18 protein-coding genes are annotated in these 23,370 nt (G+C 70.5%); 13 read left to right on the plus strand and 5 right to left on the minus strand.

Features of this window, described 5'->3' with window-relative positions; translation table 11 throughout:
* From AB0E67_RS27890 to AB0E67_RS27910, 5 genes are all read left to right on the plus strand, one after another.
* Entirely contained in the window at positions 1–774 is a 774-nt protein-coding gene (locus AB0E67_RS27890) for a DUF3710 domain-containing protein (RefSeq protein ID WP_362031662.1), read from the plus strand.
* Between the two features lie 431 nt (positions 775–1,205).
* Complete coding sequence (kdpF, locus tag AB0E67_RS27895; protein WP_037777601.1) at positions 1,206–1,295, plus strand: K(+)-transporting ATPase subunit F; 90 nt, start codon at positions 1,206–1,208, stop codon at positions 1,293–1,295.
* A 7-nt stretch (positions 1,296–1,302) separates the two neighbouring features.
* On the plus strand, positions 1,303–2,967 hold the full coding sequence (gene kdpA, locus AB0E67_RS27900) for a potassium-transporting ATPase subunit KdpA (RefSeq protein ID WP_362031664.1): 1,665 nt from the start codon (positions 1,303–1,305) through the stop codon (positions 2,965–2,967).
* Positions 2,964–5,090, plus strand: coding sequence for a potassium-transporting ATPase subunit KdpB (gene kdpB / locus AB0E67_RS27905; RefSeq protein WP_362031666.1), 2,127 nt, complete (start codon positions 2,964–2,966; stop codon positions 5,088–5,090). The genes kdpA and kdpB overlap by 4 nt, the downstream gene beginning before the upstream one ends.
* Before the next feature lie 110 nt (positions 5,091–5,200).
* Positions 5,201–5,869: a potassium-transporting ATPase subunit C gene (locus AB0E67_RS27910; protein WP_362031668.1), complete on the plus strand. Its 669-nt coding sequence runs from the start codon at positions 5,201–5,203 to the stop codon at positions 5,867–5,869.
* A 91-nt stretch (positions 5,870–5,960) separates the two neighbouring features.
* Here the strand turns inward: AB0E67_RS27910 and AB0E67_RS27915 are convergent, their stop codons facing one another.
* Both AB0E67_RS27915 and AB0E67_RS27920 read right to left on the minus strand, forming a co-directional pair.
* Positions 5,961–7,394: a M1 family metallopeptidase gene (locus AB0E67_RS27915; RefSeq protein WP_362031670.1), complete on the minus strand. Its 1,434-nt coding sequence runs from the start codon at positions 7,392–7,394 to the stop codon at positions 5,961–5,963.
* A gap of 153 nt (positions 7,395–7,547) precedes the next feature.
* On the minus strand, positions 7,548–8,510 hold the full coding sequence (locus AB0E67_RS27920) for a M20/M25/M40 family metallo-hydrolase (RefSeq protein WP_362031672.1): 963 nt from the start codon (positions 8,508–8,510) through the stop codon (positions 7,548–7,550).
* A gap of 418 nt (positions 8,511–8,928) precedes the next feature.
* Between AB0E67_RS27920 and AB0E67_RS27925 the strand changes: the two genes are divergently transcribed.
* The 4 genes from AB0E67_RS27925 to AB0E67_RS27940 all read left to right on the plus strand — a co-directional run bounded on the left by AB0E67_RS27925 (position 8,929) and on the right by AB0E67_RS27940 (position 13,718).
* A complete protein-coding gene (locus AB0E67_RS27925; RefSeq protein WP_362031674.1) occupies positions 8,929–11,481 on the plus strand; it encodes a sensor histidine kinase KdpD in 2,553 nt (850 codons plus the stop codon).
* Between the two features lie 98 nt (positions 11,482–11,579).
* A complete protein-coding gene (locus tag AB0E67_RS27930) occupies positions 11,580–12,272 on the plus strand; it encodes a response regulator (RefSeq protein WP_073789836.1) in 693 nt (230 codons plus the stop codon).
* Positions 12,273–12,509: 237 nt separating this feature from the next.
* A complete protein-coding gene (locus tag AB0E67_RS27935) occupies positions 12,510–12,935 on the plus strand; it encodes an OB-fold nucleic acid binding domain-containing protein (RefSeq protein ID WP_360110278.1) in 426 nt (141 codons plus the stop codon).
* Positions 12,936–12,938: 3 nt separating this feature from the next.
* Entirely contained in the window at positions 12,939–13,718 is a 780-nt protein-coding gene (locus AB0E67_RS27940) for a DUF3159 domain-containing protein (protein ID WP_362031677.1), read from the plus strand.
* An 87-nt stretch (positions 13,719–13,805) separates the two neighbouring features.
* Here AB0E67_RS27940 and AB0E67_RS27945 read toward each other — a convergent pair whose 3' ends face one another.
* The gene (locus AB0E67_RS27945) at positions 13,806–14,483 is read right to left on the minus strand and encodes a TrkA family potassium uptake protein (protein WP_362031679.1); all 678 of its coding nucleotides are present in this window, start codon (positions 14,481–14,483) and stop codon (positions 13,806–13,808) included.
* Positions 14,483–15,151, minus strand: a complete 669-nt coding sequence (locus tag AB0E67_RS27950; RefSeq protein WP_073789829.1) for a TrkA family potassium uptake protein — start codon at positions 15,149–15,151, stop codon at positions 14,483–14,485. The genes AB0E67_RS27945 and AB0E67_RS27950 overlap by 1 nt, the downstream gene beginning before the upstream one ends.
* Positions 15,152–15,663: 512 nt before the next feature.
* Here AB0E67_RS27950 and AB0E67_RS27955 point away from each other — a divergent pair.
* From AB0E67_RS27955 to AB0E67_RS27970, 4 genes are all read left to right on the plus strand, one after another.
* Positions 15,664–16,332 carry a GntR family transcriptional regulator gene (locus tag AB0E67_RS27955; RefSeq protein ID WP_362031695.1) on the plus strand — a complete coding sequence of 223 codons (669 nt, stop codon included), beginning with the start codon at positions 15,664–15,666 and terminating at the stop codon, positions 16,330–16,332.
* A 290-nt stretch (positions 16,333–16,622) separates the two neighbouring features.
* Positions 16,623–17,720: a 1-aminocyclopropane-1-carboxylate deaminase gene (locus AB0E67_RS27960; protein WP_362031681.1), complete on the plus strand. Its 1,098-nt coding sequence runs from the start codon at positions 16,623–16,625 to the stop codon at positions 17,718–17,720.
* 237 nt (positions 17,721–17,957) lie between these two features.
* A complete protein-coding gene (locus AB0E67_RS27965; protein ID WP_362031683.1) occupies positions 17,958–20,006 on the plus strand; it encodes an APC family permease in 2,049 nt (682 codons plus the stop codon).
* A 148-nt stretch (positions 20,007–20,154) separates the two neighbouring features.
* Positions 20,155–21,483, plus strand: a complete 1,329-nt coding sequence (locus AB0E67_RS27970) for a class I SAM-dependent RNA methyltransferase (RefSeq protein ID WP_362031685.1) — start codon at positions 20,155–20,157, stop codon at positions 21,481–21,483.
* Positions 21,484–21,747: 264 nt separating this feature from the next.
* Here AB0E67_RS27970 and AB0E67_RS27975 read toward each other — a convergent pair whose 3' ends face one another.
* Positions 21,748–22,836: a hypothetical protein gene (locus AB0E67_RS27975; protein WP_362031687.1), complete on the minus strand. Its 1,089-nt coding sequence runs from the start codon at positions 22,834–22,836 to the stop codon at positions 21,748–21,750.
* Between the last annotated feature and the right edge of the window lie 534 nt (positions 22,837–23,370).

The following is a 23,370-nucleotide window of genomic DNA, read 5'->3' on the forward strand; positions in this document are numbered from 1 at the left end:
GTGTTCGGACGTCGCAAGAAGAGTGGTTCCGCCGAGGACGTGGCGGACGAAGCGCGCGAGGCCGAGCAGGTCGTCGACGAGCACGATGGCACCGACGCGGCCGACGGCGGCCCGCGCCGGGTGAATCTCCCGCCGGCGCCGCGGCCGGACGGGCCGTGGGACATCACCGAGGTCTCCCAGCCCGGTGAGGGCCGGGTCGATCTGGGCGGCATGTTCGTGCCCGGCGTCGAGGGCATGGAGCTGCGCGTCGAGGTGGCCGGCGACGCGATCGTCGCCGCGACGGTGGTGCTGCGCGACAGCGCCGTCCAGCTCCAGGCGTTCGCCGCCCCCAAGAAGGAGGGCATCTGGGGCGAGGTCCGCGAGGAGATCGCCACGGGCATCACCCAGCAGGGCGGGATCATCGACGAGGTCGAGGGTCCGCTGGGCTGGGAACTGCGCGCCCAGGTCCCCGTACAGCTCCCGGACGGCACGAGCGGCGCGCAGCTGGTGCGCTTCGTCGGTGTCGACGGCCCGCGCTGGTTCCTGCGCGGAGTGATCTCCGGTCAGGGTGCCGTGCAGCCGGAGGCCGCCGGGCTGCTGGAGACGATCTTCCGGGACACCGTGGTCGTCCGCGGCGACGGCCCGATGGCGCCCCGCGACCCGATCGTCCTCAAGCTTCCCAACGATGCCCAGATGGTGCCCGAGGGCGTCCAGCAGGAGGACCAGGAGAGCTCCCGGTTCTCCGGCGGCATGGGCCAGCTCCAGCGCGGCCCGGAGATCACCGAGGTGCGCTGAGCGGACTCGGCGGCAGGGCACGGCGGCACGGGCCGCGGCCCGTGCCGAATCGATCCGAGGCCGGTGGGCCGTACCCCCTTTGCGGAGGGGGTACGGCCCACCGGTCTTTTCGCGTTCGGGAGCGAGCCGGGAGCGGGACGTGTGAGGCGGCGGGACACGTGTGAGGCGGGGAGCGGGCCGGGCCCAGAGGCGCGCGAGAGGCGCGCGTAGGGGGCGCGTATGGGGCACGTATGTGCTCCGTCAAAGGCCACCCGAACGCCGTAAGGAAGCCATCAACGCACGTCGGAACGGCATCGACGCGGGGTTTGCTCAAGGGGTCAGAGAATCCCGTACCTCATCCAGGAGCACACGATGGCTGATCCGGCCTTCGTCGTCACCACGATCGCGGTGTTCGCGCTGGTGGCCCTCGTCGCCAAGGGGGTGGCCAGGCTGTGACCGCCGAGAACGTCGTCGGCCTCGTCGTGGCCGTCGCCCTGCTGGGCTATCTCGTCCTCGCCCTGCTGTACCCGGAGAGGTTCTGAGCCCGATATGAGCCCCGTCCTCGCCGGAGCGCTCCAGGTCCTCGCGCTCGTCGTGGCGCTGGGCCTGGTGTACCGCCCCCTGGGCGACCACATGGCCCGCGTCTACTCCTCCCGGAAGCACCTCCGGGTCGAGAAGTGGATCTACAAGGCCATCGGCGCCAACCCGGACACCGAGATGCGCTGGCCCGCCTATCTGCGCGGTGTGCTCGCCTTCTCCGCGGTGAGTGTCCTCTTCCTCTACCTCCTCCAGCGGCTCCAGGGCAGTCTGCCCGGATCGCTGGGCTTCGCCTCGATCGACCCCGACCAGGCGTTCAACACCGCCGCGTCGTTCGTGGCGAACACCAACTGGCAGTCGTACGCGGGCGAACAGGCCATGGGCCACGTCGTCCAGACCGGCGGCCTCGCGGTGCAGAACTTCGTCTCGGCGGCCGTCGGCATCGCCGTCGCGATCGCCCTGGTTCGCGGCTTCGCCAGGTCCCGCACCGGTGAACTCGGCAACTTCTGGGCCGACCTGGTGCGCGGCACCGTGCGCGTCCTGCTGCCGGTCTCCGTGGTCGGGGCGCTGGTGCTGGTCGCCTGCGGTGCCGTGCAGAACTTCTCCGGCGTCCACGAGGTCGGCCAGTTCCTGGGCGGCTCGCAGCAGTGGCGCGGTGGCGCGGTGGCCTCGCAGGAGGTCATCAAGGAACTGGGCACGAACGGCGGCGGCTACTTCAACGCCAACTCGGCCCATCCGTTCGAGAATCCCAACGGACTGTCCAACCTTTTCGAGATCTTCCTGATACTCGTCATCCCGTTCGCGCTGACCCGGACGTTCGGCCGGATGGTCGGTTCGCCCAAGCAGGGCTACGCGATCCTGGGGGCGATGGGCGCCATCTGGCTGGGCTTCACCGCCTTGATGATGTGGACCGAATTCGCCCACCACGGGCCCGCGTTCGACGTCGCGGGCGGCGCGATGGAGGGCAAGGAGACCAGGTTCGGCATCGCCGGGTCGTCGATCTTCGCCGTCGCCACGACGCTCACGTCCACCGGCGCGGTGAACTCCTTCCACTCCTCGTACACCGGCTTCGGCGGCGGGATCACGCTGCTGGGCATGCAGCTGGGCGAGGTCGCGCCCGGCGGTGTCGGGTCCGGTCTCTACGGCATGCTGATCATGGCGATCATCGCGGTGTTCATCGCGGGGCTGATGGTCGGCCGCACACCGGAGTACCTCGGCAAGAAGATCGGCACCCGCGAGATGAAGCTCGCCGCCTGCTACATCCTGATCACCCCGGCCCTGGTGCTCTGCTTCACCGCCCTGGCGGTCGCCCTGCCCACGCCGCCCCACTCGATCCTGAACCCCGGCGCGCACGGGTTCTCCGAGGTGCTGTACGCGTACACCTCGGGCGCCAACAACAACGGTTCGGCGTTCGCCGGGCTGAACGCGGACACGCAGTGGTTCAACACGACGATCGGCCTCGCGATGCTGCTCGGCCGGTTCCTGCCGATGGTCTTCGTCCTCGCGCTCGCCGGCTCCCTCGCCGGGCAGCGGCCCGTACCGGCGACCGCGGGAACCCTCGTCACGCACCGGCCGCTCTTCAGCGGTCTGCTGGTCGGCACGGTCCTGATCGTCACCGCGCTGACCTACTTCCCGGCCCTGGCGCTGGGACCGCTGGCCGAAGGGCTGGCGTCATGAACTCCCGTACGAAGCAAGAGGACCCGATGTCCCATGTCACTCCGGCCCGGGCACCGCACCGGGACACGCCCACGGGCCGCACGGGCGAAGGACGCGTCGGCGGGGGACTGTTCGACCCCCGCCAGCTGCTCACCTCGCTCCCGGACGCCGTACGCAAGCTCGACCCGCGGTCGATGGCCAGGTCCCCGGTGATGTTCGTGGTGCTGGTCGGTTCGGTGTTCACCACCGCGCTGGCCTGCCTGGACCCGGGCGACTGGTTCGGCTGGGCGATCGCGGCCTGGCTCTGGCTGACCACGATCTTCGCCAATCTGGCGGAGGCGGTCGCGGAGGGGCGCGGCAAGGCGCAGGCGGACACCCTGCGCAAGGCGAAGACCGACACCGTCGCCCGGCGCGTCACCGACCGCGGAGAGGAACGGGTGCCGGGCACGGACCTGCACATCGGCGACCTGGTGGTCTGCGAGGCGGGCGACATCATCCCCGGCGACGGTGACGTCGTCGAGGGCGTCGCGAGCGTCGACGAGTCCGCCATCACGGGCGAGTCCGCGCCGGTGATCCGGGAATCGGGCGGCGACCGCAGCGCCGTCACCGGGGGCACCAAGGTGCTCTCCGACCGCATCGTCATCAAGATCACCACCAGGCCCGGCGAGACCTTCATCGACCGGATGATCGCCCTGGTCGAGGGGGCCGCCCGACAGAAGACGCCCAATGAGATCGCGCTGAACATCCTGCTCGCGTCCCTCACCGTCGTCTTCCTGCTCGCCGTCGTCACCCTCCAGCCGTTCGCGGCCCACGCCGGCCGTGAGCAGTCGATCATCGTGCTGACCGCACTGCTGGTCTGCCTCATCCCGACGACCATCGGCGCGCTGCTCTCCGCGATCGGCATCGCAGGCATGGACCGACTCGTGCAGCGCAACGTGCTCGCCATGTCGGGACGTGCCGTCGAGGCCGCCGGGGACGTCTCGACCCTGCTGCTCGACAAGACCGGAACGATCACCCTCGGCAATCGGCAGGCGTCCGAGTTCGTCCCCGTCAAGGGCACGACGGCGGCCGAGCTGGCCGACGCCGCCCAGCTGTCCTCACTGGCCGACGAGACGCCCGAGGGGCGCTCGATCGTCGTGCTCGCCAAGGAGAAGTACGGCTTGCGCGAGCGCCACCACGGCGAACTGCGGCAGGCCACCTGGGTCCCGTTCACCGCCCAGACCCGCATGTCCGGCGTGGACATCGACGGACGCGGCGTCCGCAAGGGCGCGACCGGTGCCGTCGTCGGCTGGGTCGAGGCACGCGGCGGCACCGTCTCGCCGGACGCTCGGGAGCTCACCGACAGGATCTCCGAGGCCGGCGGCACCCCGCTGCTGGTGGCGCTGGAGGACGAGCAGGGCGCCCGCGTCCTGGGCGTCATCCACCTCAAGGACGTCGTCAAGGAGGGCATGCGGGAACGGTTCGACGAACTGCGCCGGATGGGCATCCGCACCGTCATGATCACCGGCGACAACCCGCTGACCGCACGGGCCATCGCCGAGGAGGCGGGCGTCGACGACTTCCTCGCCGAGGCCACGCCCGAGGACAAGATGGCCCTCATCAGGCGGGAGCAGTCCGGCGGCAAGCTCGTCGCGATGACCGGCGACGGCACGAACGACGCCCCGGCGCTGGCCCAGGCGGACGTCGGCGTGGCCATGAACACCGGAACCTCGGCCGCGAAGGAGGCCGGGAACATGGTGGACCTGGACTCCAACCCGACGAAGCTGATCGAGATCGTGGAGATCGGCAAGCAGCTGCTCATCACCCGCGGCGCGCTGACGACGTTCTCCATCGCCAACGACGTCGCGAAGTACTTCGCGATCATCCCGGCGATGTTCGCGGCGGTCTATCCGGGCCTGGACAAGCTCAACATCATGCAGCTGTCCTCGCCGCAGTCCGCGATCCTCTCGGCGGTCGTCTTCAACGCGTTGATCATCGTCGCGCTGGTCCCGCTCGCCCTGCGGGGCGTGCGCTACCGGCCCAACAGCGCCGACTCGATGCTCCGCCGCAACCTCGGGATCTACGGCCTCGGCGGTCTGGTCGCCCCGTTCCTCGGCATCAAGGCCATCGACATGATCATCTCCCTCATTCCCGGGCTGCACTGAGCCCACGTCCGGGCTGCACCGAGCCCTCGTCCGGGTCCGACCGAGCCGTCGTCCCCGGGACGGGTTCCCTCTCCCGGACCCAACCGAAATCAGGAATCGGCTGAGCTGCCATGAACGAATCCGTAGCGAACACCGCCCGGCTGCTCTGGGCCGGGCTGCGTGCCCTGCTGGTCCTCACCGTCGTCTGCGGTGTGCTCTATCCGCTCGCCGTGACGGGCATCGCCCAGGGCGTCTTCCCCCATCAGGCCAACGGATCCGAGATCACCGAGAACGGCAGGGTCGTCGGCTCCGAGCTCATCGGCCAGCGATACGACCTGCCGCTGAAGAAGGGCCAGGCCGCGGCGGCCCCGGACCTGCGATGGTTCCAGCCGCGCCCGTCCGCGGGCCTCGGCACCAACAGCGTCAACACCCAGTACCGGCTGCTCGTCTCCGGCGCGACCAACCTGGCCGGCGACAACAAGAAGCTCGTCGGCCAGGTGAAGGCCGCCAAGGCCGACGTCGTCAGGGACAACTCGGTCCCCGGCCACCCCGTCGACCCCGCCGACGTGCCGCCGGACGCGGTCACCTCCTCGGGCTCCGGCCTCGACCCGGCCATCTCCCCGGCGTACGCCCGGCTCCAGGCGCGGCGCGTGGCCGAGCGGAACCACCTTCCCGTCGCCGAGGTGAAGAGGCTGGTCGAGCGGAACACGGAGGGCAGGATCCTCGGCATCGCCGGGGAACCGACGGTCAACGTCCTCCAACTCAACATCTCTCTACGGCAGTTGGTGAACGACCGCTGAGGGGGAGAGGGGGGCACGTCGTCTCCTCCCCGACGACGCGGCCCCCGCCCGCTCCGGGCGTGCCGGGCCGGTCCGGCGCCGTGCCGCTGGTTCAGCGCCGTGCGGCCGGTCCGGCGAGGCCGCCCGGGTAGAGGTACCGCTCCGCAGGGATCACGGTGCCGTCGACCCAGGCCGAGAAGAAGCCCCGGAGGTCCTGGCCCGAGACCTTCGCCGCCAGCGCCTCGAACTGCCGGAACGAGGCGTTGCCGTAGGCGTGGTCGCGGGTCCAGGTCCGCAGCGTGCGGAAGAACGCCTCGTCGCCCACCGTGCGGCGCAGGGCGTGCAGCATCAGCGAGCCCTTGGAGTACAGCGCCGGGTCCAACTCCCTTCCCGGGCCCGGGTCGTAGAGTCTGACGGACCAGAACGACGGGTCGTCGCGGTTGTCCTCCACCTCGGTCCGGTAGTAGTCCGTGTCGAGGTCGGCGCCCTTGTGCTCCTCCCACAACTGCCCGGCGTACTGGGCGAAGCACTCCGCGACGCAGCCGTCGCGCCAGTCCTTGAACGAGACGCTGTCGCCGAACCACTGGTGGGCGTTCTCATGGACCACCGACGCGTCGAAGAGCATCGCGCCGTACGTGGGGCGGCTCTGCGTCTCCAGGGCGATGGGGCCGTCGACGGGCTCCTTCGTGGCGCCGACGACGACGGCGCCCGCCGACGAGAAGGGGTACGGGCCGAACTTCGTGGTCAGGAAGTTCAGGATCTCCGTCTGTTCGGCCTCGGCCTCCGGGTCGATCTCGGCGTCCGGGCTGTACGCCGTGATGACGGGCGTCCCCGCGGCGGTCTTCCCCCGGTGGACGGTGAACCGGTCGATGGCGACCGTACTGAGGTACGTGGCCATCGGACTGTCCTCGGACCAGCGGAAGGTCCTGCGGCCGTTCTCGACGGTCTCCGGTCCGGGCAGCCCGTTGCCGATCGCCGTCCAGCCGTCGGGCACCGTCGCGGTGAGCGCGAAGGTGGCCTTGTCGGACGGGTGGTCGTTGGCGGGGTACCAGGAGGTCGCGGAGTGCGGTTCGCCCGCCACGTACGCGCCGCCGCTCTTCAGGGTGTGCCAGCCCTCGGCGTCGGGCTTCCCGGCGTACTTCACCCGCACGGTGAACGTCGAGCCCTTCGCGACCGGGCGGGCCGGGGTGACGACCAGTTCGTGGGCACCTTCCCGGGAGAACTTCCTCGCCGGTGTGCCGTTCACGGCGACCGATGCCACGGTGAAGCCCTTGAGGTCCAGGCTGAACCGGTCCAGGCCGGTCAGGGCGCGGGCGGTGACCGTGGTGTCGCCGTCGAGGCGGTCGGTGCGCGCAGGGTCGTAGGCGATCCGCACGTCGTAGTGGGAGACGTCGTAGCCGGAGTTGCCGTCGTCGGGGAAGTACGGGTCGCCGACGCCCCAACCCCCGACGGCGGCCGAGGCGGGGACGGCGGCCAGGGTGATTCCGCCGATCACGGCGACGAGGGCGGTGGTGGTCCTGCGGCGGTGGTTCGACGGTCTGCGCATCTCTCGATCGCCTCGGTCCTGGGTTCTTGACGGTCCGGACTCGTGATCTCCGGACCGGTGATGTGTGGACTGGTGACATCTGGACCCGCGGCTTACGGGCCGGTGGGTGCCGGGCTCGCGGTGTCGCGCGTTCTCGGCCTTTTGGGGCCGCGGTCAGCGTCGGGGAGCGGTGGAGGCGAGCTTCCACAGCACGGCGACGACGGCGTCGGTGCTGGTCTTCTCCGTCTTCGGATCGACATTGGCGAGGCCGTCGCACGCCTCGTGGATGCAGTCGGAGATGCCAGTGCTGAAGCCGGACGACGGGATGCCCGCGTCCCCGAACGACTCGTGGTCCGAGCCGCTGACCCCGATGTCGAACGTCGGGATGCCACGTTTGGCGAACCATGCCTCGAACGCCTGCTGGGCCTCGGTCTCGCCGCGCTCGTCGTCGTGGACCACGAGCCACTTGTCGGTGTTCCTGCTGCCGGTCTGGTCGAAGTTGAGGTAGACGTCGATCCTGCGTCGATCGGCCGCGGACAGCTTCTTGACGTAGTCCGCCGAACCGATCAGCCCCGGCTCCTCCGCGCCCCACCACGCGAACCGGAGGTGGCGTCGCGGCGCGAGACCGGACTCGGCCACCTGGAGGGCGGCGGCCAGGACGGTGGCCGAGCCGGAGCCGTTGTCGTTGATTCCCGGCCCCTCCGGCACGCTGTCGAGGTGGGCACCGGTCAGCAGCACGTGGTCCGGGTCGCCGCCGGGCCAGTCGGCGATCAGGTTGTGGCCGGTGGCGCCCGCGTACGTGAAGGGGACCAGCCGGGTCCGGAAGCCGGCCCGGTCCAGGGCGCGCTTCACGTACGCCACGGACTCCGCGTACCCCTTCGTGCCGTGTGCGCGGGTGCCGCCGTTGCGGTCGGCGATGCGCTGCAGGGCGCGCAGATGCGGCATCACCTGCTGCTCGGTGACGGTCGGGACGGCGGGGGAGCGGGGGACCGCAGAGGAGTGCGGGGCGGCGGCGGTCGAACGGGGCCGCGCGTCGGCGGGGGCCGCGTACGGGGCCGATGACAGGGACAGGATCACGGCGAGGGCCGCCGTGAGGGCCCCGGTGGCGGGCCCGGTGAAGCTCCTTCGTGTCGTCATGCACACGCTTTCGAGGACAGGGAATGACCCGGGTGGACCGGCGGACCGGCTGACCCGCCCAAGGCTGTCCGGCCGATGTCAGGAAGTTGTCGCGAAGCCGTTGTGCCGCGATCAGGGCGCCGTCGGCGGGGTGCCGCGACGAGGGCACCCCCGGTCGCGCACCGGGCGGGTGGCGCTGTCGGCCGTGCGTCCCGAGCGGGGTGATGCCGGCCGTGCGCCGCGGCGTGGGTACTGCCCGCCGCGCGTCTCGGGAGGGTGAGGGCGCCGTCGGGGGCCGGACTCGCGGTCCCGGGCGTCAGAATCCTGTCAATTCGGTCCCCACCCCCACCCCCTGCCCTATTTGCCGGGAATCGGAGGGGTAGTTTTCGAGATGGCTGCCGCATCGGCCGCAGCCGGCTTTCGAGAAGACAATGGGGCCATGGCACGCGGCAAACTTCGGATCTACCTGGGCGCGGCACCCGGCGTCGGCAAGACGTACGCGATGCTCTCCGAGGCACACCGCCGCGTGGAGCGGGGCACCGACTGCGTCGTCGCCTTCGTGGAGCACCACGACCGCCCGCGCACCGAGGTGATGCTGCACGGTCTGGAGCAGGTCCGGCGCCGCCGGATCGAGTACCGCTCCGTCCTCTTCACGGAGATGGACGTCGACGCGGTCCTGGAGCGCGCGCCAGCCGTGGCCCTGGTGGACGAACTGGCGCACACCAACGTGCCGGGCTCCCGCAACGCCAAGCGCTGGCAGGACGTCGAGGAACTCCTGAAGGCCGGCATAGACGTGATCTCCACCGTCAACATCCAGCACCTGGAGTCGCTCGGTGACGTCGTCGAGTCGATAACCGGGGTACGGCAGCGCGAGACCGTTCCCGACGAGGTCGTCCGCAGGGCCGACCAGATCGAGCTCGTCGACATGTCGCCCCAGGCCCTGCGCCGCCGGATGGCCCACGGCAACATCTACAAGCCGGACCGGATCGACGCGTCCCTGTCCAACTACTTCCGCCCCGGCAACCTGACCGCCCTGCGCGAGCTGGCCCTCCTCTGGGTCGCCGACCGGGTCGACGAATACCTCCAGCAGTACCGCGGCGAGCACAACATCCGCACCACCTGGCAGGCCCGCGAACGCATCGTCGTCGGACTCACCGGCGGCCCCGAGGGCCGCACGCTCATCCGCCGCGCGTCCCGGATGGCGGCCAAGGGCTCCGGCAGCGAGATCCTCGCCGTCTACATCGCCCGCAGCGACGGACTGACCTCCGCCTCGCCCAAGGAACTGACCGTCCAGCGCACCCTTGTCGAGGACCTCGGCGGCACCTTCCACCACGTCGTCGGCGACGACATCCCCTCGGCACTGCTCGAATTCGCCCGCGGGGTGAACGCCACACAGATCGTCCTGGGCTCCAGCCGCCGCAAGACGTGGCAGTACATCTACGGACCGGGCGTGGGCGCCACCGTCGCCCGCGATTCCGGCCCCGACCTCGACGTCCACATCGTCACCCACGACGAGGTCGCCAAGGGCCGCGGGCTGCCCCTCGCCCGCGGCGCCCGGCTGGGCCGGGTCCGCAGCATCTGGGGCTGGCTGGTCGGCGTGGGCGGCCCGGTCCTGCTCACCCTGCTGCTGCGCGAACTGGGCAACGGCCCCGGGCTGGCCAACGACGTCCTGCTGTTCCTCTTCATGACGGTCCTCGCGGCCCTGCTCGGCGGGCTCCGGCCCGCCCTCGCGTCGGCCGCCGTCGGCTCGCTGCTGCTGAACTACTGGTTCACGCCGCCCACCCACACCCTGACCGTGCAGGACCCGGAGAACATCGTCGCCATCGTGATCTTCTTCGCGGTCGCGGTCTCGGTCGCCTCGGTCGTCGATCTGGCGGCCCGCCGCACCCATCAGGCGGCCCGGCTGCGCGCCGAGTCGGAGATCCTCTCCTTCCTGGCCGGCAGTGTGCTGCGCGGCGAGACCAGCCTGGACGCGCTCCTGGAGCGGGTGCGCGAGACGTTCGCCATGGAGTCCGTCGCGCTGCTGGAACGGCGCAGCGACGTCGACCCGTGGACCTGCGCCGGGAGCGTCGGGCCGGGGCCGGTGGCCCGGCCCGAGGACGCCGACGTGGACATGCCCGTCGGCGACCACATGGCGCTCGCGCTCTCCGGCCGGGTGCTGCCCGCCGAGGACCGACGGGTGCTCGGCGCGTTCGCCGCCCAGGCCGCCGTCGTACTGGAACGGCAGCGCCTGGTCGACGAGGCGGAGGAGGCGCGGCGGCTCGCCGAGGGGAACCGGATCAGGACGGCGCTCCTCGCCGCAGTCAGCCACGATCTGCGCACCCCGCTGGCCGCCATCAAGGCGGCCGTCAGCTCGCTGCGCTCCGACGACGTCGCCTGGTCCGACGAGGACGAGGCCGAACTGCTGGAGGGCATCGAGAACGGCGCCGACCGGCTCGACCACCTCGTCGGCAACCTCCTCGACATGTCCCGGCTGCAGACGGGCACCGTCACCCCGCTGATCCGCGAGATCGACCTCGACGAGGTGGTCCCGATGGCGCTCGGCGGCGTCCCCGAGGGCAGTGTGGACCTGGACATCCCGGAGACCCTGCCGATGGTCGACGTCGATCCCGGGCTGCTGGAACGGGCCGTCGCCAACATCGTCGAGAACGCCGTCAAGTACAGCCCGGACGGGCAACGCGTCACCGTGGCCGCCAGTGCGCTCGGCGAACGCGTCGAGCTGCGGGTGGCCGATCGCGGACCCGGCGTCCCCGACGACGCCAAGGACCGCATCTTCGAGCCGTTCCAGCGCTACGGTGACGCCCCGCGCGGTGCGGGCGTCGGACTGGGGCTGGCCGTCGCCCGCGGGTTCGTCGAGTCCATGGGCGGCACACTGGGCGCCGAGGACACCCCCGGCGGAGGGCTCACCATGGTGCTCACGCTGAAGGCCGCGCCGGGACACGTCGGACACGTCCCGATCGGCCGCGACCTGTCCGAGCGGGCCGTCCCGTGACCGCGCGGGACACCCCGATCCTCCCGCGGTCCCGGAAGGCCGCCGCACCGCAGACCGCCGCACGGGCGGTCGCCCTACAGCAGAAAGGCAGGGCCCCCATGACCCGGGTGCTCGTGGTCGACGACGAGCCGCAGATCGTACGCGCCCTCGTGATCAACCTGAAGGCGCGCAAGTACGAGGTGGACGCCGCGCCCGACGGCGCCACCGCGCTCCAGCTCGCCGCCGCACGCCACCCCGACGTCGTCGTCCTCGACCTCGGCCTGCCCGACATGGACGGCGTCGAGGTGATCAAGGGGCTCCGCGGCTGGACCCGGGTGCCGATCCTGGTGCTCTCCGCCCGTCACACCTCCGACGAGAAGGTCGAGGCGCTGGACGCGGGTGCCGACGACTACGTGACCAAGCCGTTCGGCATGGACGAGCTGCTGGCCCGGCTGCGGGCCGCCGTACGCCGCGCCGAACCGGTCGGCGGGCAGGGCTCCGACGACGTCGTGATCGTCGAGACCGGGGAGTTCACCGTCGATCTGGCGGCGAAGAAGGTCCAGCGCGCGGGACGCGACGTGCGGCTCACCCCCACGGAATGGCACCTCCTGGAGGTCCTGGTCCGCAACAGCGGCCGGCTGGTCAGCCAGAAGCAGCTGCTCCAGGAGGTCTGGGGGCCCTCGTACGGCACCGAGACCAACTACCTGCGGGTCTACATGGCACAGCTGCGGCGCAAGCTGGAGGCCGACCCCTCGCACCCCCGGCACTTCGTCACCGAACCGGGGATGGGCTACCGCTTCGAACGCGGCTGAGACGGGTGTGCGGGGGCGGGCGTGCGGGGCAGGCGTGCCCGGCGGACGTGCGCCCGGCCAGGCGCGCGTGTCGGGTAGGTACGCGTGTCGCAGGGGGCGCCCGGGGCTGGAGGCGCCTGCGGTCGATTCGGCCGGCGCGTGGGGTCGCCAACGGTGGGGCCCGGCGGCCATTTCGGGAACCCGTTCGAGTGAGACCGGACACCCACTCGGCGGACCGGGGACCGGTACCCTTCGGGTATGAGTGCTGTTCCTCGATTCGAGAAGCCCGGAAGGTCCGGTAAGGCGGAGAAGCCTTCCGGCCGCTTCCGGCGGATGCTCGACCGACTGTCCAGCTCCCAGGAGGACCTGGAGTCCGAGGAGCTGCAGGAGGACTCGCAGGCTTCGGGCTGTACGCGGATCTCCGAATGCACCGACCGGCAGATCGTGAAAGTGACCGGTACGTTGCGGACCGTCACCCTGCGACCGCGCGCCGGAGTACCCGCCCTGGAGGCGGAGCTGTTCGACGGCACCGCGCCGCTGGACGTGGTCTGGCTGGGCCGGCGCTCCATCGTCGGCATAGAACCGGGCCGCAAGCTCATCGCCTCGGGCCGGATCGCCATGAGTCACGGACGCCGGGTGCTGTTCAACCCCAAATACGAACTCCGACCGCTCGGCAAGGAGTAGCCGGTGACGTCTCACGACAAGCCGACGTCCGACACGGACCGCATCACCCGCACCGACCCCCAGGAGGCCGAAGCGAAGGCGGTCACGGAGGCCGCGCTCTTCGAGGCGTTCGGCGGGGTCCGGGGGATGGTGGAGACAGTCGTTCCCGGGCTGCTCTTCGTCACGATCTTCACGATCAACAAGGACCTGCACGTCTCGGCCATCGCGGCCCTGGTGGTGTCGCTGGTCCTCGTGGCCGTACGGCTGGTCCTCAAGGACACCGTCAAGCACGCCTTCAGCGGTGTCTTCGGCGTCGCCTTCGGTGTCGTCTTCGCGATGATGACCGGCAATGCCAAGGACTTCTACCTGCCGGGCATGCTCTACACGCTCGGCCTGGCCCTCGCCTACCTGGTCACCACCCTCGCCGGGGTGCCGCTGATCGGTCTGATCCTCGGCCCGGTCTTCAAGGAGAACCTCTCCTGGCGCACCAGGAACCCCGGCCGCAAGAAGGCGTACGCCAAGGCCAGCTACGCCTGGGGCCTGATCCTGCTCGCCAAGTGCGCGATCCTCTTCCCGCTGTACTGGTGGGCCGACACCACCCAGCTCGGCTGGGTCCTGGTCGCCCTGAAGATCCCGCCGTTCCTTCTCGCGGTGTACCTGACCTGGGTCTTCCTCGCCAAGGCGCCGCCGCCCATCGACGTCTTCGCCGAGATGGAGGCGGAGGAACAGGCCGAGAAGGCCCGCAAGGCGGAGGCCCGTGCGGCGGCCGAGGCGGGGGCGGCGACCCGTTCCCAGGATTTCTGAACGCGTCGACGGCATCGGCGGACACGAGGGCCCGGAACCATGGAACAGGTTCCGGGCCCTCGGCGTACCGCCCGTGTGCGCGCCGCGTCAGCCCTCCGAGTCGCCCCGACGCACCGACAGCAGATCCTCCAACTGCTCCTCGCGGGCCTGCGCGGCCACGAACAGCAGCTCGTCACCGGCCTCCAGCGTCTCCTCCGTGCTCGGCGTCAGCACCCGCTGCCCGCGGATGATGGTGACCAGCGAGGTGTCCTCGGGCCAGGCCACATCGCCGACCTGGGTGCCGGCCAGTGCCGACTCCGGAGGCAGCGTCAGCTCGACCAGGTTGGCGTCGCCGTGGCTGAAGCGCAGCAGCCGTACCAGATCACCGACGCTCACCGCCTCCTCGACCAGGGCCGACATCAGACGGGGCGTGGAGACCGCCACGTCGACCCCCCACGCCTCGTTGAACAGCCATTCGTTCTTGGGGTTGTTGACCCGGGCGACGACCCTCGGCACGCCGTACTCGGTCTTCGCGAGCAGCGAGACGACGAGGTTCACCTTGTCGTCGCCGGTCGCGGCGATCACGACGTTGCAGCGTTGGAGGGCCGCCTCGTCGAGCGAGGTGATCTCGCAGGCGTCGGCCAGCAGCCACTCCGCCATCGGCACCCGCTCCACCGAGATGGCCGTCGGCGCCTTGTCGATGAGCAGCACCTCGTGCCCGTTCTCCAGCAGTTCGCCGGCGATGGAACGGCCCACCGCGCCGGCACCGGCAATCGCGACACGCATCAGTGACCGCCCTCCTCGGGCCCTTCGGCGAAGGCCGCCTCGACCTTCGCGATCTCGTCCGTACGCATCATCACGTGGACGAGATCGCCCTCCTGCAGCACCGTCTGCGAGCTGGGCAGTATGGCTTCGCCCAGACGGGTGAGGAAGGCCACGCGGACGCCCGTCTCCTCCTGAAGGGTGCTGATCTTGTGGCCGATCCAGGACGGGGTGGTGTGCACCTCCGCCAGCTGTACGCCACCGCTCGGGTCGCGCCACAGCGGCTCGGCGCCCGACGGCAGCAACCGCCGCAGCATCTGGTCCGCGGTCCAGCGCACGGTGGCGACCGTGGGGATGCCCAGACGCTGGTAGACCTCGGCGCGCCGAGGGTCGTAGATCCGCGCCGCGACGTTCTCGATGCCGAACATCTCGCGGGCCACCCGGGCCGCGATGATGTTCGAGTTGTCACCGCTGCTCACCGCGGCGAACGCGCCGGCTTCCTCGATCCCGGCCTCACGGAGGGTGTCCTGATCGAAGCCCACACCGGTGACGCGCCGCCCACCGAAGCCCGACCCGAGACGCCGGAACGCCGTGGGGTCCCGATCGACGACGGCGACCGTGTGCCCCTGCTGCTCCAGGGTCTGCGCGAGAGCGGCTCCCACTCGCCCGCAGCCCATGATGACGATGTGCACCTTGTGCCTACCTCGCAGTCCTGGTCATCCGGCTGACCTGCGAAAACACCCTGCTCACACTTCTTCCTCAGTTTGCCGGGCAAAACAACGGGGCAACGGTCCGTCCCGTTGCCCAGGATGAGCTTATGCGGCGGGAAGCGCGAAGCCCCATCCGACCGCGCTTTCGACGCGTCCGCGACGGAGGCCGGGCAGTGCGCCCGGTTCCGGCCATCGCACCGTGTCGACGGAGCGGTCGGTTCCGGCCACCCTGCCATGCCGGGAGCCCGTCCGTGAGGACGGTGCACCCGTGGGCAGGGGCATTCGCACGAGGCGGGCGCGTTCGGACGGGGCGGGCGCGTTCCCGGGGGAGCGGGCGCACGCACCGTGGCGGCGCCACGACGTCATGCACGCACCGGCTGCTCGGGCTTCCTGCGGCCCTCGTCGCTCGCGGATGCGGGTCCCTCGGGGTCGGCCTTCTCGCGACCCTTGAGCTCGACCAGGACAGACATCTAACATGTCAGTTCATGGAGACCTTGCGGACCCTGCGTCCTGTCCGACGGACGTTGTTGCGGGAAACGGCGTACGAGGCGATCCGTGACGCGATCGTGCATGGCGAGATCCCGCCCGGCACCCCCGTACGGGACGCGGACCTCGCCGAACGTCTCGGGCTGTCCCGGGCGCCGGTCCGCGAGGCGCTGTCCCGGCTCTCCGGCGAGGGGCTCGTGGAGTCCAAGCCGCAGAGCTACACGCGGGTGACCCGCCTGGTCCCGCGCGACGTCCGGGACGCGGCGGCCGTCGTACGGGCCATGCACGAACTGGCCGCCCGGACCGCCGTGCCCCGTCTCACGGACGCGGGCCTCGCCGCGATGCGCGAGGCGAACGACGCGTTCCGGGACGCGGCCCGCCGAGGCGACGTGGCGGAGGCGCTGCGCGCCGACGACCGGCTCCACGACGTGCTCGTCATCGCCTGCGACAACCGTGCCGTGGCCGCCACCGTCGAGCGCTACACGCCTCTGATCCGGCGGTTGGAGTGGAGGCGGTTCGGCACGGCGAGCGCGGCGCACGGTTCCGCGGAACTGCACGACCGGCTGATCGAGGCGTGCGCGGCGCGCGACACCGACGCGGCGGTCCGGATCACGGCCGAGATCTGGCGGGCACTCGAAGAACTCGCCGACGACCCTGCCGAGGAGCACTCGGCGTAGGCGTTCCCAGCACGCAGCACGCAGCACGCAGCACGCAGCACGCAGCACCGGCGCCCGCGAGACCCGTACGCCCCGGTGCCAGTACGTGTCAGTACCCGCACGCCTCAGTGCCAGTACCGGTACGAGCCAATGCCCGTACGCCGCAGTAGGGCGTCCGATCATCGTCCCCGACGCCGACAGCCGGTCGCCCCCTGCCTCGCCCCCGGCGAGCCGACAACCACTTCGGCAAGCCGATCGCAACCCCGCTCCGAGCACAGCCCCGACCCGCCCCGACCGAGGGAGCCTCCGTGATGCCCGCAGCACCCCAGTCCTCTTCGTCCCCGTTGCCGACCGTCGCTCACCCGTCCCCGTCCGCCCCTCCCGCCTCGCTCTCCTCGTACGATCGTCACCCCCTCCTCTTCGGCCCCTCGCCCATACACCGCCTCGACCGGCTCACCGACCACCTCGGCGGCGCCGCCGTCTGGGCCAAGCGGGAGGACTGCAACTCCGGCATCGCCTACGGCGGCAACAAGACCCGCAAGCTCGAATACCTCGTGGCCGACGCCCTCGCGCGGGGCTGCGACACCCTCGTCTCCATCGGCGGCGTCCAGTCCAACCACACTCGCCAGGTCGCGGCGGTCGCCGCCCGCACCGGCCTCAAGTGCGTACTCGTCCAGGAGAGCTGGGTCGACTGGCCCGACGCCGTCTACGACAAGGTCGGCAACATCCTGATCAGCCGCCTGGCCGGGGCCGACGTGCGCCTGGTGCGCGCCGGTTTCGGCATCGGCGTCAAGGAGAGCTGGGAGTGGGCGCTGCGCGAGGTCGAGGAGGACGGCGGCAGGCCGTACGCCATCCCCGCCGGAGCCTCGGACCACCCGCTCGGCGGACTCGGCTTCGCGAACTGGGCGTACGAGGTCGCCGAGCAGGAACGCGCGCTCGGCGTCTTCTTCGACACGGTGGTCGTCTGCTCGGTGACCGGTTCCACCCAGGCCGGCATGGTCGCGGGATTCGCCGCGCTCGAAGAGGCGGGCGGCCGGCCACGACGCGTGCTCGGCATCGACGCCTCCGCCGACCCCACGCGCACCCGGGAGCAGATCGCCCGGATCGCCGCGGCCACCGCACGGCTCATCGGGGTGCGCCGGGAGATCACCGCGGACGACATCGAACTGGACGCGCGCTACCACGCGGGCACGTACGGCATTCCCGACGACACCACGCTCGACGCGATGCGGCTCGCCGCCCGTACCGAAGGAATGATCACCGACCCCGTGTACGAGGGGAAATCGATGGCGGGAACGATCGATCTCGTGTCACGCGGCGAAATCCCGCGGGATTCCACCGTTCTTTACGCACATCTCGGAGGTCAGCCCGCGCTCAATGGCTACAGCGCTCTGTTCCAGGACGCCTGAGCACACGTGCGCCGGCGCCTGCGCGGGGGCTTGCGGGTCGCTCGTACGGAGCGCCTCGGGGCCCGGCGCAGTGCCGGTGCGCAGTTTCTGTGCGTAGTTCCCCGGCGCGGTTTCCGACGCGCGGGCGCAAGGATTTCGTTAAGGATTTCGTGGCGGTTTCGGCTGAGCGCAGGGAAATGGCGGGCCACGGCGCCCACAGTTCTGCACCTTCCATATGGAACGCTTACGATCCTCTGCGTGTCCAAACTGACCGACCTGCCCAAACGGATTCTGATCGGACGGGCGCTGCGCAGCGACAAGCTGGGAGAAACGCTCCTCCCCAAGCGCATCGCACTGCCTGTCTTCGCATCCGACCCGCTGTCCTCGGTGGCGTACGCACCCGGCGAAGTCCTGCTGGTGCTGTCCATCGCGGGCGTGTCGGCCTATCACTTCAGCCCCTGGATCGCGCTCGCCGTCGTCGTCCTGATGTTCACGGTCGTGGCGTCGTACCGGCAGAACGTGCACGCCTACCCGAGCGGTGGTGGCGACTACGAGGTCGCCACCACCAACCTCGGGCCCAAGGCGGGGCTCACCGTGGCCAGCGCACTGCTCGTCGACTACGTGCTGACCGTCGCCGTGTCGATCGCCTCCGGGGTGGAGAACCTGGGGTCCGCGATCCCGTTCGTCGTCGAGCACAAGACGGCGGCCGCGATCACGGCCATCGTGCTGCTCACACTGATGAACCTGCGCGGCGTCAAGGAGTCGGGCAAGCTCTTCGCCATCCCCACGTACCTCTTCGTGGCGGGCGTCTTCATCATGATCATCTGGGGTGCGTTCCGGGGCCTGGCCCTCGGGGACACCATGCACGCCCCGACCTCCGATTTCGAGATCAGGGCCGAGCACGAGGGACTGGCCGGTTTCGCGCTGGTCTTCCTGTTGTTGCGGGCCTTCTCCTCCGGCTGTGCCGCGCTCACCGGTGTCGAGGCGATCAGCAACGGCGTGCCCGCCTTCCGCAAGCCGAAGAGCCGGAACGCCGCGACGACGCTCGCGATGATGGGCCTGCTGGCCGTCACGATGTTCTGCGGCATCATCGGCCTGGCCATGGCCACCGACGTGAAGATGGCCGAGAATCCGGCCCGGGACCTGATCCACAACGGAGTCCCGGCCGGCGCCGACTACGTCCAGGACCCGGTGATCTCGCAGGTCGCGGCGGCCGTCTTCGGCGACGGCACGTTCTTCTTCGTCGTCCTGGCCGCGGCCACCGCGCTCGTGCTCTTCCTGGCCGCCAACACCGCGTTCAACGGCTTCCCGGTGCTCGGCTCGATCCTCGCCCAGGACCGCTACCTGCCCCGCCAGCTCCACACCCGCGGCGACCGGCTCGCCTTCTCCAACGGCATCGTGCTGCTCGCGGGCGCGGCGATCCTGCTGACCTGGGTCTACGGCGCGGACTCGACCCGGCTGATCCAGCTCTACATCGTCGGTGTGTTCGTCTCCTTCACCCTCAGCCAGATCGGCATGGTCAGGCACTGGAACCGCCACCTGGCGACGGAGAAGGACCGGGCCAAGCGCCGCCACATGATGCGCTCCCGCGCGATCAACACCTTCGGTGCCTTCCTGACCGGCACGGTGCTCGTCGTCGTGCTCGCCACCAAGTTCACCCACGGCGCCTGGGTCGCCCTGCTCGGCATGGTGATCTTCTACGCGACGATGACCGCCATCCGCAGGCACTACGACCGCGTGGCCGAGGAGATCGCGGCCGACGAGACCCCGGCCGACGAGAAGATGCGGCCCTCCCGGGTCCACTCGATCGTCCTGGTTTCCAAGCTGCACCGGCCCACCCTGCGCGCCCTCGCCTACGCCAAGCTGATCCGCTCGGGCAAGCTGGAGGCGCTCTCCATCAGCGTCGATCCCGCCGAGACCAAGGCCCTCAGGGAGGACTGGGAGCGACGCGGCATCGACATCCCGCTGAAGATCCTCGACTCCCCGTACCGCGAGGTGACCCGCCCGGTGATCGACTACGTGAAGAACCTGCGCCGGGAGAGCCCGCGCGACGTGGTCAGTGTGTACATCCCCGAGTACGTGGTCGGCCACTGGTACGAGCACTTCCTCCACAACCAGAGCGCCCTGCGTCTCAAGGGACGGCTGCTGTTCACCCCGGGCGTGATGGTGACCTCGGTGCCGTACCAGCTGGAGTCCTCCGAGGCGGCGAAGCTGCGGGCCAGGAAGCGCGCCGAGTGGAACGCGCCGGGCGCGGTGCGCCGCGGGCCCGTGGAACGCAGGCCCAAGGAGCCCGCGAACAAGGACTGACAGGACCCCGGGCCGGGGCCCCGCCGGCTCCCCGGCCCGTACGTGGTGAACGGCCGGACGACACCGACGTAGACTCGTGGGTCGTCGTCCGGCCGAGCCGCAGGTCGTCGTCCGGCTGTCCCGCCCCGAAACCTGGAGTCACCCCGTCATGCAGAACGAACCCACGTCGTCGCTGGTCGGGGAGGAGTACGAGGTCGAGGTCGGCCCCGTCGCGCACGGCGGCCACTGCATCGCCCGCACCGAAGAGGGCCGGGTCCTCTTCGTACGCCACACGCTCCCCGGCGAGAAGGTCGTCGCCCGAGTCACCGAGGGCGCGAGCGACTCCCGTTTCCTGCGCGCCGACGCCGTACGCATCCTCGAACCGTCCAAGGACCGTGTCGAGGCGCCCTGCCCGTACGCGGGCCCCGGCAAGTGCGGCGGCTGCGACTGGCAGCACGCCAAGCCCGGCGCGCAGCGCCGGCTCAAGGGCGAGGTGATCGCCGAACAGCTCCGGCGCCTGGCCGGCCTCACCCCCGAGGAGGCGGGCTGGGACGGCACCGTCATCCCGGCCGAGGGCGACAAGCTTCCGGCGGGCCAGGTGCCGGCCTGGCGCACCCGGGTCCAGTACGCCATCGACGAGGACGGACGCGCCGGCCTGCGCAAGCACCGCTCCCACGACGTGGAGCCCGTCGAGCGCTGCCTGATCGCCGCCCCCGGCGTCACCGAACTCGGCATCGAGAAGCGGGAATGGCCCGGCATGGCCTCGGTGGAGGCCATCGCCGCCACCGGCTCCCACGACCGTCAGGTCATCCTCACCCCGAGGCCCGGCGCCCGGCTGCCCCTCGTCGCACTCGACAAGCCCGTCTCGGTGATGCGCGTCGACGAACGCGACGGCGGCGTCCACCGGGTGCACGGCCGCGCCTTCGTCCGCGAACGCGCCGACGACCGCACCTACCGCGTCGGCTCCGGCGGCTTCTGGCAGGTCCACCCCCAGGCCGCCGACACCCTCGTCCGCGCCGTCATGCAGGGCCTCCTTCCCCGCAAGGGCGACACCGCCCTCGACCTCTACTGCGGCGTCGGCCTGTTCGCCGGCGCCATCGGTCAGCGCGTCGGCGAGAAGGGCGCGGTCCTCGGCATCGAGTCCGGCAAGCGCGCCGTCGAGGACGCCCGTCACAACCTCAAGGACCTGGACCGCGTCCGCATCGAGCACGGCAAGGTCGACCAGATCCTCCCGCGCACCGGCATCACCGAGACCGACCTCATCGTCCTCGACCCGCCGCGCGCGGGTGCGGGCAGGGCCACGATCGAGCACCTGTCGGGCCTGGGCGCCCGCCGCATCGCCTACGTCGCCTGCGACCCGGCGGCCCTGGCCCGCGACCTGGCGTACTTCCGCGAGGGGGGATACCGGGTGCGGACGCTGCGGGCGTTCGACCTGTTTCCGATGACGCACCACGTAGAGTGTGTCGCCATCCTCGAACCGGCCGCGAAGGGCTCCTGACCTGCGGTTTCTCCCGTGCGCATTATGTGCGGTGTGGGCGTTGCGGACGATATCTTGACGCTGAAATGACGCTCGTGACGCTCGTTCTGACGGTACGCCACATGGCCGATCGTGCAGGTCACGTTCGCTGGGAGGCGCGCTCCCGTAGGCTGGTTTTGCGGGAACTTGAAGAAGATTCCGCCGGGTTACGGCGCCCGCCGCTGGTTGCGGTGGCAGGCGCGCTGCTGCCGACTTCGGCGGGCCGGACGTGTGGCGGAGCGTGCGTCAGTAAGTGGGGCCGTAGGGGCTCCAGTGCCCGAGGAAGGGCTTCAGGTCGTCGGGGCGTGGCTCGGGAATGTCGGGCAGCCGGGGCGGTGTGTTCAGTGGGTCGAGGCGCTCCACGCGGGCTGCTGCCCAGTCGATCCAGGCTTCGGCTTCGGTCCGGGTCTGGCCTGGGGGCATGGTCTCGACCCGGGTGCGTACAGCGTTCACGTACTCCGTCAGTCGGGTGGCGTGGCGCCATGTCGCTTCCTGTGCCTCGAAGTGCCTGACGCGGTACGCCTCGGCGTACCGGATTCGGGCTTCTTCCATGGCGGCTTCCCAGCGGATGCGCTTCTGGCGTGCTACTTCGATCTCGTCTAGGCGTCTGCGTTCGGCGGCTTCGCCGCGGAGGGTGACCTCCTGGGCGATCTCGGCGAGCTGGTCTTCCAGGGGGTGGCCGGGGGTATCGGACCATTCGCTGGCCCGATGCGGTTGGCCGCCGCTGAGGACGAAGCGGAGACGCTCGGACGGGGTGTAGTCGAAGCGGGGGATCCTGACCCAGGAGTCCTTCTTGGCCGCGGTGAGTTCCTTCTCGGTGGCGACGTGCTCGGTCCGGTCTTGCTCCTGGAGGACAAGGAACCCCACAGTCTGGCCCTGTGCGGTGATGGTGAAGTGGGGAGATGCCCTACGACGGCGATGAGGCGGGGGCCCGAAGCCGGTCTGTCCTGCCGAGCTGGAATGTCCTTCGGCCTCGGCAGCGGTGATCAGCGCCTGGACGAGCCGGAGGGCACGTCCTTGGACGGGCTTCGTGAGGCCCAGTGGCTGTTGTTCGTTCTGCATGGCCCGGACCACGGTGTGCGGCCGCGTGAGCCGGGAGGGAACGGGGACGGGTTCGAGGACGGCGAGGCGCCAGGCGGAGATGTCGACGAGCTTGATCTCGTACCCTCCCTGGCACCAACCCCCGTACAGCTCCTTCGTCTCCGGGACCCTTCCGGACCGGCGTGCCGCGGCGACGCGGGATGGCCACTTCTCCAAGTCCGGACCGCTGCCGCTCTTGACGATTCTGCAGCCGGCCTCCGCGAGCTCTTGCAGCAGCTGCTCCGTGAACGTCACCCGAGGCTGTGATGGAGGGCTTGGCCTCCGCTCGGCGGCCGGAGATTCCTGTGCTCGGGTGGACTGGGGTCGTGGAGCGGCGGCCTGGGTCTTCGGCGGGCGTGGCCCGCGGGGAGGGTACGCGCCGTGCGCCAGGTAGTGCTGGCCAGCACTCGTCAGGGTTACGCTCCACTGCCCGGCCTTCCGGGAAACCGTGACCAGGCCCCGGTTCTGCAGTGCCTGACAGGTGCTCTTGTAGGAGCTGGTCTCCCAAACGCCGGCAGGGCACCCGTCTTGCACCCACTGCAGCACCGAGAGTTGCCGCTCATTGACCTGAACCGCCCCGATTCGAATGGAGACTCGATTTCATGAAAGGATCGAGTCATGGCACGACCTTCCCGTTACCCGCTTGAGCTCCGCCGTCGTGCGGTGCGCATGGTTGCCGAGGTGCGCGGCGACTACCCGAACGAGACGGCCGCTCTGCAGGCGGTCACCGACAAGCTCGGCATCGGTTCCCGCGAGACGCTGCGGAACTGGCTGAAGCAGCACGAGATC

Source organism: Streptomyces sp. NPDC032161, assembly GCF_040636995.1.
In the GTDB taxonomy this organism is placed as follows: domain Bacteria; phylum Actinomycetota; class Actinomycetes; order Streptomycetales; family Streptomycetaceae; genus Streptomyces.